Below are 12,398 nucleotides of genomic sequence, written 5' to 3' on the forward strand. Positions count from 1 at the left end.
CGAGTCCGCCCCGGCCGCCTCCGGCGCCGAGAGCGCCGCGCCGCAAGGCCAACAAGGCCAACAAGGCAACGACCGCGGCAACCCGCAGGCGCAGCAAGGCCAGCAGCGCGACGGCGGTTTCGACAACCGCGGCGGCAACCGCCGCGACCGCTTCCGCAACCGCCGCGATCGCGACCGCAACAACCGCCCGCAGCAGCGCGACGAAGACGGCTCCTTCGACAACGGCAACGGCGAGAACTTCGTCCCGCGCCCGCATCCACAGGTGCCGGAAGGCTTCCCGCAGTACTCGCTGGGCGACCTCAAGCGCATGCCGGCGCCGAAGCTGCTCGACCTGGCCGACCAGCTCAGCATCCAGGAAGGCGTCGCCCGCGCCCGCAAGCAGGACGTCATCTTCGCCCTGCTCAAGGTGCTGACCCGCCACGGCGAAGGCGTCGCCGCCGACGGCGTGCTGGAAATCCTGCCCGACGGCTTCGGCTTCCTGCGCGCGGCCGAGGCGTCCTACCTCGCCGGCCCGGACGACACCTACATCTCGCCGAGCCAGATCCGCCGCTTCAACCTGCGCACCGGCGACCATCTGTCGGGCCGCATCCGCTTCCCGAAGGACGGCGAGCGTTATTTCGCCCTGTCGGTGGTCGACAGCATCAACGGCGAGCCGCTGGAAGCGTCGAAGAACAAGGTCCTGTTCGAGAACCTGACCCCGCTGTTCCCGCGCCGCAAGTTCAAGCTCGAGCGCGGCGACGGCTCGACCGAAGACATCACCGGCCGCATCCTCGACCTGATGGCGCCGCAAGGCAAAGGCCAGCGCGCCTTGATCGTCTCGCCGCCTAAGGCCGGCAAGACGATGATGATGCAGCAGGTCGCCACGGCGATCACGCATAACCATCCCGACGTGCACCTGATCGTGCTGCTGGTCGACGAGCGTCCGGAAGAAGTGACCGAAATGCAGCGCACCGTGCGCGGCGAAGTGGTCTCCTCGACCTTCGACGAACCGGCCGCGCGTCACGTCCAGGTCGCCGAAATGGTGATCGAGCGCGCCAAGCGCCTGGTCGAACACAAGAAGGACGTGGTGATCCTGCTCGACTCGATCACCCGCCTGGCCCGCGCCTACAACAACGTCGTGCCGAGTTCCGGCAAGGTGTTGTCGGGCGGCGTCGACGCCAACGCCCTGCACCGTCCGAAGCGCTTCTTCGGCGCCGCGCGTAATGTCGAAGAAGGCGGCTCGCTGACGATCATCGCCACCGCGCTGATCGACACCGGCAGCAAGATGGACGAGGTGATCTACGAAGAGTTCAAGGGCACCGGCAACTCGGAAGTCCACTTGAACCGTCGCATCGCCGAAAAGCGCGTGTACCCGGCCATCGACATCAACCGTTCCGGCACCCGCCGCGAGGATTTGCTGATCGAACCGGAGCTGCTGCAGAAGATCTGGATTCTGCGCAAGCTGCTGCACGGCATGGACGAAATCGGCGCGATGGAATTCCTGCTCGACAAGATGAAGACCACCAAGTCGAACGACGAGTTCTTCAGTTCGATGAAGCGCTGAGTTTCACCGGCGCGGTAAAGAAAACGCCCCGCGATGCGGGGCGTTTTCGTTTGTGGCCAGGATGGGTCGCGGGTTGAGAAAGCTGCGCCGAGGTTTGCGAACTCGTGGTCGCGGCTCGCGCCGCTCCTACCCCGAATGCGACCGCTCCTCGGGTAGGAGCGGCGCAAGCCGCGACCACGCAACCTTCGGATCGCGGCGAACCTCACACAGGCTCGCATGCACGATCTGTATGCGGCCTGTGCGCGAACGAACGCTTAGAACCCGCGCCCGCCGCCCTGGTTGACCTGCACCGTCGGCGCCTCGGCCGTGGCCATCGCCCGCGCGGCGAGCTGGCTGCTGGCTTCCACGCTTTGCTGCGAGGCCGCGGCGACGTCGAGAGTGACCATGCGCCGGGTCGGCGACTGCGGATCGCCCTGCACCGCGAACAGCTTGCTGCCGTCCTTGCTCGCCAGCAGATGATCGACCTGAGTCAGGCCGCCGTCGCGCATGGCCGGCACCAGCGCCGCGGCGAGGTTCTTCTGCTGCTGCTCGTTGAGCTTGCCCTGGCCCAGCTCGCTGCCCTGGACCTTGCCGAGCATGTCCTTGTACATGCCGTTGAGGGCATTGGCGCCGCTGCTCAGGATCGCCGCCACGCGCAGGCCGTCCTCGACCGCGCCGCCGACCCGGTTGTTGTTGCGATTGGCGACGTCGCGCAGTTCCGGCGGCAACAGATACGTGCCGCGCTCGCGGTCGCCGTCGCGATCGCGGACGTAGCGCTTGACGTCCTGCAGCTCCAGGTCCATGAACTCCTTCGCCGAGCCTTTGGCCGCCTGCGCCAACTGCATCGCCTGCTGCGTATTCAAACGGTCCAGGCCGCCGCTGGCGAGCGCATCGACCAGCGACTCGGGCTGCACTTTCTGCTTGAGGAAGGCGAGGAAGCGCTCGCGGGTTTCCGGGTTCTGGCCGAGCCCGTCGAGGATGCGCGTCGCCGTCGACAGGGCATTGCCGGCATCGACCGGCATGCCGGCGATCTGCCGCAGCACGCCGTTCATGGCGCGCTTGGGCTCCATGCCCTCGGCGAACGGGAAGCGCTCGCGGAACTCGTCCCAACGCGGCGCCAGCAAGGCTTCGCGTGCGCGCTTGATCAACTCGAACGCACCCGCGGCGAAGGCGACGATAGCGGCGCCCATCGGCGCGATGCCGATCAGACTGCCGACCAGGCCGGCATTGCGCGCGCCCATCATCAGGGCGACGTTGCCGATGCCGCCGGCGAGCTTGAAGCCGCCGTCGAGCAGGTCGAACGCGGCATCGACACGATCGTCGGTGCGCAGCGCCTTGCCGGTGACCGGGTCGCGGCCGTTGAACACGCGGCCGGCGTTCTGGCCGAGGGTCTTGACGCCAGCGGTCACGTCCTTGATCGCGCTGTAGCGTTCCAGCAGTTTCGCCGCCTGGCGTTCGTGGCCGCTGCGGGTCGCGAATTCCAATACCGCGCTCATCGCCACCGCATCGAGCGGACGGCCGGCCTGGCTGGCGGCGCTGCCGGCCTTGATCGCGGCGTCGATCGCTTCCAGGGTCTGCTCGATATCGCGGTGACCGCCACTGCGCGCGAGGGTCTTGAGCTCCATGACCGCGCCGTCGATCGGCGCCGGCGGCGCCGCATCGCGCTGCGCCGACCAGGTCTTGGCGTAGCCGACCAACGTGGTCTGCAATTCGGCCGGAACCTCCACCGCATAACCATGGAACGGCGGCGACACGCGGCCGTCGGCGCGGGTTTCGCCCGGATGCAACTTCCAGCTCAACGCGGCCTGTGCGAGCGCGCCGCCGGGTGCGGCGACCGAGGCCACGGTTGCCTCGAGGGTGTCTTCGTCGACCACCTGGCCGTTGCGCTGCAAGGCATCGGCGACGATCGCGCGCAACACGGTATCGCGCGACCACTCGTCGTCGGCCGGCAGTAACGCGGTATAGCCCGAGGTCCCGTCCTGCGCCGCGGGCTGTCCGGCATACCAGCGCGGTGGGTGGGAGGCGCCGGCCGGCGTACGGCCGCCGGGATTCGAATCGACTGCTGCATTCATATGCACTGCTCCTTGTCGGTGACCCGGGTCCCCTAGAACCCGGTCGCCCGCGGCCAGGCCGCCGGCGGACCCGCATCATGCCTCTCGTTCAGCTTCCAGGGCAATTCGGTACCGAATGGAGAGGCGGCCCGCCCGTCAGGGCGTGGGTGGGCGGCCCCGCCCTGACCCGCGCACTTGCCAAGATTGCGAGGCCTCCCGGCCGGCTGCGGCCGGGAGGCCTCGTCGCGAGACGATGGGTCCGGTGCGCCGCATTACCTGAGGCCGCGCGTGGGCTCGCTTCCGCTGTGCCGGTCCTGCGCGGCGAACGCGACATCGCCGCGCGACTGCTCTTCCCATCCTGGCTGACAGCCGCTCAGCAACAGCAACATCAACAGCGCCAACAACGCTCGCATGATGAACCTCCTTGTTCGTAGACGGACTGCGCTCCTGCGCGTCGCCGCACGCTCGGATGCGTCCGGCGGCTCGCCCGTCATTGTCCTCGCAAGCCCTCGCACAGACTGCGATTGAGAACGGCGGTCGGGCCGGACGGCTGTACCGGGGCATTCGCCGCCGCAAAAATGCCTTGAAAAGGCGCTCCGATCGAAGCCGCCCGGGTAATGGAGAGGGTCGCCCCGGCACCAGCACGCCAGCGACATCCCGTCCATCGCGATCCGTGGCCGGCGCCCTTTCAAACGACGTTACCGCCGCGCCGATTGAAATCCGGGCAGCCAGCAACCATTGCAAAGTCCCGACGTCATCCTTCACGGCTACGCAGCGTTGCGTAATGCAACGCAGCTGCGGTCGTCGCACCCCGGCGTATCGCGCCATAATCCCAGCCGGAGGTGCTCATGCACGGTGGCGGTCTCGAACTCGCGTTGTTGTTCCTGCTGGCCGCGGTCATCGCGGTGCCGGTGTTCCGTCGTTTCGGCCTGGGCGCGGTGCTCGGTTATCTGACCGCGGGCGTGGTGCTCGGGCCCTACGGGGTCAAGGTGATCCGCGACGCCGAGCCGGTGCTGGCGGCCTCGGAAATCGGCGTGGTCATGATGCTGTTCGTGATCGGCCTGGAGCTGTCGCCGGCGCGCCTGCGGGTGATGCGCAAGCCGGTGTTCGGCGCCGGCGGCCTGCAGGTGCTGCTGAGCGGCCTGGCCTTGGGTGCATTGGCGATGTTCGGCGGCCACATGGGCTGGAAAGCGGCGACCGTGGTCGGCCTCGGCCTGGCGCTGTCGTCGACCGCGGTGTGTCTGCAGCTGTTGTCCGAGCGCAAGGGCCTGGCCACCGATTACGGCCGCCTCGCCTTCGCGATCCTGCTGTTCCAGGACCTGGCCGCAATTCCCCTGCTCGCCGCGATTCCGCTGCTCGGCAAGGCCGCCGCGGTCGAGGGCTTGAATTGGATGGCCGTGGCCAAGGCGGTCGGCGCGATCGCCGCGGTGGTGTTCGGCGGCCGCGTGCTGCTGCGCCAGGTGTTTCGGGTGGTGGCGCGCACGCAGATGCCCGAGGTGTTCACCGGTGCAGCGCTGCTGACCGTGCTCGGCTCGGCCTGGATCATGCAGATCGCGGGCCTCTCGGCCGGCCTCGGCGCCTTCCTCGCCGGCGTGTTGCTGGCCGATTCGGAATTCCGCCACGAGCTCGAATCGCAGATCGAGCCGTTCAAGGGCCTGCTGCTCGGCCTGTTCTTCATGGCCGTGGGCATGAGCATCGATCTGCAGCGCGTGCTGGCCGAGCCGGGCACCATCGCCAGCATCGTGCTGGTGCTGCTGTCGGTGAAGTTCCTGCTGTTGTTCGGGGTCGGCATCAGCGCCGGCGGGCTGGAGAAACGCGGGGCTTTCCAGTTGGCGACAGTAATGTCGCTGGGCGGCGAGTTCGCTTTCATCGTGTTCAACGAAGCGGTCAAGGCCAACTTGCTCGACGATCCGACTCGCGACCGCCTGATCGCCGCGGTCGGCGTGTCGATGGCATTGACCCCGCTGCTGATGATCGGCGCCCAGCGCATGCTCGACGCGGCCCCAGCGGAAAAGCCCAAGCGTCCCTACGACGACATTCCCGACCATCACCCGCAGGTGTTGATCGCCGGCATGGGCCGTTTCGGCCAGATCGTCGCGCGCCTGCTGGTGGCGCACCGCACCCCGTTCATCGCCATCGAGAACAGCGCCGACCAGGTCGATTTCATGCGCCGCTTCGGCAACATGATCTATTACGGCGACCCGGCCCGGCCCGAACTGCTGCGCTCGGCCGGCGCGGCGCAGGTAAAGATCTTCGTGATCGCCATCGACGACCGCGACAGCGGCATCCGCACCGTGCGCACGATCCGCCGTCTGTACCCGAAGGCGAAAGTGTTCGCCCGCGCCCGCGACCGCCGCCACGCCTGGGACCTGATGGATCTCGGTGCCGAACCGATGCGCGAGACCTTCCATTCCAGCCTCAAGCTCGGCGAAGACGTGCTGGTCGAACTCGGCGTCGCCCCGGAAACCGCGCGCGACCACGTCGAGCGCTTCCGCGAACTCGACGAGCGCATGCTCAACGCCCAATACCTGGTCCACGACGACGAGGACGCGCTGATCCAGAGCGCACGCGATGCGCGCAAGGAGTTGGAAGAACTGTTCGACGCCGATCGCGGCGAAGGCATGCTCGCCGACATGGTCGAGAAGCAGGGGCCGGTGCCGGAGCATGTGACGCGGCATTGAGGACGCACCGGTGCGGGCGGAAGTCCCGAGAAACCACCATTCCCGTGTAGGAGCGGCGTGAGCCGCGACCGCGCTGCATCAATCTCGCGCCGGTGCCGGCCGTAGCCCGTCAGGGTAGGAGCGGCGCGAGCGCGACCGCGCTGAGATGGTCTTGCGGCGCTCTCAAGCAAGATCAAACGCCTAAAGCTTCCGCCACTAAAGCGGCGGGTTACTTTCTTTTGTCTAAAGCAACAAAAGAAAGGTAACCAAAGAAAAATGCTTCTTTTTGAATCACAGGCCCGCACAAACGTTGCCGACGCGGGGCTCTACATACGGGACATCCCTGTCCCGATGAAAAACGGCCCGCATCCATGCGGGCCGCCCTCCGGGTCTTCGATTGCCTTCGCTAGTGCGGGGCGGCGCACAGCCACAGCCAAGTGCGACGACACCGCCCCATGTAGGAGCGACGTGAGTCGCGTCCGTGCCCCAGATCGCTGCGTCGTTATCGCCATGGCGCGGTCGCGGCTCGCGCCGCTCCTACCCAAGAGCCAGCGCAGTGCGCCCATTTTTCGGTTGCCGTTGCCGTGAAGAGCTTGGCGCAGTTTCGATCTTGCGATGCGATCGTAGACCCGGAGGGCGCCGCACAGGACGTGCGGCGTTTTTCGATAGGACAGGGATGTCCTATCGAAAAATCCCGGCGCTAGCCGCGCACTCGTGGCCTGTGCCCTTGCAAGGAGAGCCCTTTTCTTTGGTTACTTTTCTTTTGGGCTTAGCAAAAGAAAGTAACCCGGCCGCGTCAGCGGACGGAAGCTCTGCTCTCGCTTGGCGCTTTCTACAGAAGCAAGATCAAACGCCTAAAGCTTCCACCACTAAAGCGGCGGGTTACTTTCTTTTGTCATAAGCAACAAAAGAAAGATAACCGAAGAAGTTGCTTTTCCTTTGAATCACCAGCCCGCACGATCGATGCCAATGCAGGGCTCTACATACGGGACATCCCTGTCCCGATGAAAAACGGCGCGCATCCCTGCGCGCCGCCCTCCGGGTCTTCTATTGCCTTCGCTAGTGCGAGGCGACGCACAGCAACCGCAACGGCACGCGGAAGCATCCGCGCCGGCTTGCAGCCTTGCGGTCGCGGCTCGCGCCGTTCTTACCCATGTGGGGTTTCGCTTCGATCAGTAACGGCGTAGCGGCTGTCTCTGCGCGTCCCGTGATTGCGGCTTATGACCGAAGGAAATCCAGTAGGACGCCGCTCCTACAGAGAGCCTCGCCACGCGCAGGGCGAGACTCGGCGACGCTCAGCCGCCCGGGCCGCGCAGGAAGCGCGCCATCGACACATTGCTGCCGTTGCCCGGGGCCGGCGGGGTGAACTCGGCGGCGATGTCGATGAAGCCGCGCATCACCGCGATCTCGCGCGGGGTGCGGTTGAGGGCGTCGCGCATGTCCGGGTTGGCGCCGTGGCGCATCAGGCGCTGCACCACACGCAACAAACCGTGCAAGGCCGCCAGGTGCAGCGGGCCGAAACCGCGCGGGTCCTGCACGTCGAGCGAGGCGTCGTGGTCGAGCAACAGTTCCAGGCCGGCGATCAACACGTCTTCGTCTGCCGCGGTACCGGGCTCGGCGCGCGCGCCCAACAGCAACAACAGCGGGGTCGCGCCGGCAGCGGACTGGTCGGCATCGACGCCGGCCAACAACAAGGTGTCGAACAAGGCCACCAGGCGGCTGCGCTCGCGCGCGGTGAAGCCGAACATCGCCGCGCAATGCAGGGCCATGCGGCCTTGCGCGTCGCGGGCCTGGACGTCGGCGCCGGCGGTCAACAGGCGCGCGGCCAAGTCGGTCAGGCCGAGCGCGCAAGCGACCATCAGCACTGTCAGATCGCCAGGCAGGCGCTGTTCCAGCGAGGCGCCGGCGGCGACCAGGCGGTCGACGATTTCGGCATGGCGCATGCTGACCGCGGCCGACAGCGGGGTCGCGCCGGAATGCGCGGCGAGTTGCGGGTCGGCGCCGCGCGCGAGCAGCAGGTCGACGACCGCGCGATGGCCGCCACCAGCGGCACGCAGCAGCGCGGTGCAGCCCTGACTGTCGAGCGCGTCGACCGACAGGCCGAGATCGAGCAGGCGGCGCACCGCGTCGGCGTCGCCGACGATGGCCGCGGCCGGGACGTCCTGCGCGTGCAAGGGGCGGCGCGGCAGGGCCCAGCCGCGCCAATCCAGCCAGTCGGCCAGATCGCGGCGGCCGGAGGACAGGGCCACGCCGAGCGGGGTCTGGCCGTCGGCGGCCAACAAATCCGGCGCCGCGCCGTTGGCGACCAGGCGCTTGAGCATGCTCTCGCGGCCGAGTGCGGCGGCCAGGTGCAGGGCGCTCATGCCGTGGCTGTCGCGGGTGTTGAGGTCGACGCCGGCGGCGAGCAGGCGTTCGAGCAGACGCGACCAGCCCAGGCGCACCGCGATCGCCAGCGGCGGATCGCCGGCCGGGGTCGGCGAGAACACGTCGGCGCCGCGCTCGATCAGGTCGAGGGCGAACTGCTCCAGGCCGCGGGTGGCCTGATCGCCGGCCGAACAGGTCGCCAGGAAACGGCCGAGGCCGCCGCGACCGGCCGGCGAGACGCCGTGGCGCAACAAGGCCTGCAGGGCCGGCAGCGCGGCCAGGCCGCGGTCGAGCAAGGCGAACACGACGGTGTCGCCGTGAGCGTCGCGCACGTGCACGTCGGCGCCCTGGCCGAGCAGCCAGTCGATGCGTTCGGCCGACGGGATCTGACCGTCTTCTTCGTGCAACTGCGCGCCGAGCTCGCTCGGGCTGAGCAGCTTGGCCAGGCCGGTCAGCTCGGCGGCGCGGCCTTCGCGCAGGCCGTCGCGCAGCAGCGCGGCCGGCATGCGGTCGACGATCACCCGCTCGCCCTCGCCGTCCTCGCTGTCGCCTTCGCCGCTGACCGCGGCCGGCAAGGGGTAGGCGCGGTCGAGCGCGGCCACCAGCGACCAGCGGCCGGCCTCGGCGGCGCGGTCGACCGCGCGCTTGCCGTGGCGGTCGCGCAGTTCCGGGTCGATGCCGAGATCGAGCAGGCGCACCACCAGCGGCGGCGAGGCGGTCTCGGCCTGGCAGGCCAGGATCAGCGCGCTGGCGCCGTCGGCGTCGAGCGCCGCGGCTTCGGCGATGCCGCCCTGCGGCAGGTGTTCGAGCAGGCGTTCGAGCACCGCCGGGCGGGCGCCGCGCGCGGCTTCGAGCAAGGGCGTGCGTTGTTGGGTGTCGATCGCGCCGGCGTCGGCACCGGCGGCGAGCAGGGCGGTGACGATGTCGAGGTGACCGGCGAACGCGGCCACGTGCAGGGCGCTGCGGCGCTGGCCGTCGCGGGCGTCGATGCGCGCCTTGTGCTTGAGCAGCAGTTGCACGCCGGCCGGGTCGTCCTCGTCGCCGCCGGCCGCGGCCAGCAGCGCCGGGGCGCCGCCGGGCTGTTCGGTCTTGGCGCCGCGTTCGAGCAGGAACTTGGCCAGGCGCCAGTTGCCGCTGGCGCAGGCCACGCCGAGCGGGGAGAAACCGTCGTGATTGACCGGATCGAGTTCGGCCTGGGCATCGCGCAACAAGGCGGCGACGCCGGGGTCGGAACTGCGCGCGGCGTGGTGCAGCGGGGTGTTGCCTTCGTGATCGGCCAGGCGCGGGTCGGCGCCGTTGGCGAGCAGGGTCATGACCGCGTCGGGGCGGCCGTGCCAGCTGTCGCGGGTGGCGGCCAGCAGCGGGGTCATACCGGCGGTGGCAGCGTTCAGATCGACGCCGGCGCCGATCAGGGCGCGCAGCAGGCGCAAGTCGGGCAGCACCGCAGCCAGCACCGGCAGGCTGCGCCGGTCGCGATCCTCGGTGGCCGGCAGCACATTGACGTCGGCGCCGAGCTCGATCAGCTCCAGCGCGCGCTCGACCTTGCCGGCGCGCGCCGCCGCGTACAGGGCCGGCTCCAACGCTTCGTCGTCGCCGAGTTCGTCGACCTGGGTGACGGTGTCGAGCTCGGGGTCGAAATCGACACCGGGCAGGTAGTCGGCCGGCGCGATCCGCTGCAACAGCACGTGCAGGGCCGGCGAGACCAGGGCGAACACCACTGCGAGCGTCCAACGCAGGCCATCGCTCAACAGGCCCGGCCAGGCCAGCACCAGGATCAGCCCGACCAGGCCGGCGACGATGGCCGCCACGCCAAGGCCGCGCCAGGCGCCGAGATCGAGGTCGGGCAGCCGCGCCCATTGCGGCGCCAGCGCCGCGCCTTCGCGCTCGGCCTCCTGCCACAGCGGCCACAAGCGCCACAGCGCCAACAGCGCCAGCCCGGCGACCACGCTCAGGCCCAGCACCGCCAGCAGCGAACCGCTCTGCAACAACGCGCTCAGCGGCCAGGCCACGAGCACGGCGGTGGCGGCGGTCGCCCCACCCCACAGCGTCGCCAGCACCGGCAATTCGCTGCGCCACTGCGGCGCGGCGTCGCGCCGCTGCCACAGGCGCGCGGCGATCGCGAACGCCGGCTGTGCCAGCGCGCCGCCGATCAGCGCCGCCAACGCCCCGCCGACGCTGCCGCCGAAACCGGTCGCCAGGGCCAGCACCAGGCCGGCGGCGAGCGCGAGGGCGAGATCGCGGGACGAGGCGCGCGAGGTCTGAGCGTCAGGCATCGGGTGTTCGCGCCTCCTCGAGGGCCGGCGGGAACTGGAGATGGAAACCGCGCAGGCGCAGGTTCTCCCGGACCACCGCGGCATCGGCGCGAGCGAGTTTGCGTTCCGGGGTCAACGCGGTTTCGAGCACGAACTGCAGGGAGCCCAGTTGATCGCGGACAGCGTCGGGCAAACGGGCGAAATCGTCGCGCTCGCTCAAAAACACATAGGTGTCTGCCTTGCGGAGACTTTTGTAAACGTAGGCTTGCATTAGGGCGGGCGGGTACGGCCGGGGGACGGGTTTTTCTGCGCCGCAGATGTGATGTACAGCATACCCGCCCCTCCGGGTGTCGCGAACCTGGACGTTCAGCGCCAGGCGCAAGCCGAAGTGGTAGGACCGCCCCGTCGACGATCCAGTCGTGCGGACGGCGGCCCCGATGGGCGGCGTCCCGGTCCTATCTGCGAACGCCGGGCCGTATCAATGATACCCGGCGTCGGCGGCGATCTTGCCGCGGAACACGCGATACGACCAATACGTGTAGCCGAGGATCGCCGGCAGCAGCACCACCAGCCCGGCCAGCACGAAGCCCTGCGACGACGGCGGCGAGGCCGCGTCCCAGATCGACAGCCCCGGCACGATGTTCGGCCAGATCCCCAGCACCAGGCCGAGGAAGCCGAGCACGAAGAACAGCAGGGCGTAGACGAAGGGCTGGGCGTCGTTGCCCTCGCGCATCACCGCGCGCCACAGGGCGTAGGCGTTGCCGATCACCAGCAGCGGCACCGGGAACAGCCAGTAGAAATTCCCGCCCTCGAACCAGCGCGCCATGATCCGCGAGTCCAGGAACGGCAGCCAGGCGCTGACCAGGCCGATGAACACCGCCACCACCAGTACCAGCGGCCGCGCCAGGGTGCGGGCGATCTGCTGCATGCGGCCGTCGGTCTTGAGGATCAGCCAGGTCGAACCGAGCAGTGCATAACCGAACACCACCGCCGCGCCGGTCAGCATCGAGAACGGGCTGAACCAGTCGAACACGCCGCCGACGTACTTGCCTTCCTGCATCGGCATGCCTTCGACGATCGCGCCGAGGATCAAGCCTTGCGCGAACGCGCAGAAGATCGAGCCCAGCGCGAACGCCGCGCCCCAGGCTGGCTTGGCGCGCCGCGCCTTGAAACGGAACTCGAAGGCGACGCCGCGGAACACCAGCGCGATCAACATCAGCAACACCGGCAGATACAGCGCCGACAGCACCAGCGCATACGCTTTCGGGAACGCGGCGAGCAAGCCCGCGCCTCCGAGCACCAGCCAGGTTTCGTTGCCGTCCCAGATTGGGGCGGCGGTGTTCATCATGTGATCGAGCTGGCCCTCGTCCTCGGCGAACGGCGCCAGGATGCCGAGGCCGAGCACGAAACCGTCGAGCAACACGTACATCAGCACGCCGAAGCCGATCACGCCGAACCAGATCACGGGCAGCCAGTATTCCATCGTCCTTACTCCATCGTGCTTTGCGTGAGCGCGCGAAACCGGTGTGCGCCGGCGCGCGCCGGGCCG

General features: G+C 68.8%; 6 protein-coding genes and 1 pseudogene. 2 read left to right on the forward strand and 5 right to left on the reverse strand.

Features of this window, described 5'->3' with window-relative positions; translation table 11 throughout:
- Window positions 1–37: 37 nt before the first annotated feature.
- Window positions 38–1,543 (forward strand): annotated as a pseudogene (gene rho, locus GLA29479_RS17845) (transcription termination factor Rho); the annotation flags it as partial.
- 254 nt (window positions 1,544–1,797) lie between these two features.
- Here rho and GLA29479_RS17850 read toward each other — a convergent pair.
- Window positions 1,798–3,594: an XVIPCD domain-containing protein gene (locus GLA29479_RS17850; RefSeq protein ID WP_057972391.1), complete on the reverse strand. Its 1,797-nt coding sequence runs from the start codon at window positions 3,592–3,594 to the stop codon at window positions 1,798–1,800.
- A gap of 251 nt (window positions 3,595–3,845) precedes the next feature.
- Entirely contained in the window at window positions 3,846–3,986 is a 141-nt protein-coding gene (locus GLA29479_RS25425) for a hypothetical protein (RefSeq protein ID WP_169795692.1), read from the reverse strand.
- Window positions 3,987–4,421: 435 nt separating this feature from the next.
- Here GLA29479_RS25425 and GLA29479_RS17860 point away from each other — a divergent pair, with 435 nt between their 5' ends.
- Entirely contained in the window at window positions 4,422–6,254 is a 1,833-nt protein-coding gene (locus tag GLA29479_RS17860; protein WP_057972393.1) for a monovalent cation:proton antiporter-2 (CPA2) family protein, read from the forward strand.
- Window positions 6,255–7,528: 1,274 nt separating this feature from the next.
- Here GLA29479_RS17860 and GLA29479_RS17865 read toward each other — a convergent pair.
- The 3 genes from GLA29479_RS17865 to cydB form a co-directional block, all read right to left on the reverse strand.
- On the reverse strand, window positions 7,529–10,870 hold the full coding sequence (locus GLA29479_RS17865) for an ankyrin repeat domain-containing protein (protein WP_057972394.1): 3,342 nt from the start codon (window positions 10,868–10,870) through the stop codon (window positions 7,529–7,531).
- On the reverse strand, window positions 10,863–11,120 hold the full coding sequence (locus GLA29479_RS17870; protein ID WP_057916256.1) for a YcgL domain-containing protein: 258 nt from the start codon (window positions 11,118–11,120) through the stop codon (window positions 10,863–10,865). Before GLA29479_RS17870 ends, GLA29479_RS17865 begins: the two co-directional genes overlap by 8 nt.
- A 207-nt stretch (window positions 11,121–11,327) precedes the next feature.
- Window positions 11,328–12,332, reverse strand: a complete 1,005-nt coding sequence (gene cydB / locus GLA29479_RS17875) for a cytochrome d ubiquinol oxidase subunit II (protein ID WP_031371230.1) — start codon at window positions 12,330–12,332, stop codon at window positions 11,328–11,330.
- Between the last annotated feature and the right edge of the window lie 66 nt (window positions 12,333–12,398).

The sequence above is a fragment of the Lysobacter antibioticus genome (assembly GCF_001442535.1).
Taxonomy (GTDB): Bacteria; Pseudomonadota; Gammaproteobacteria; order Xanthomonadales; family Xanthomonadaceae; genus Lysobacter; species Lysobacter antibioticus.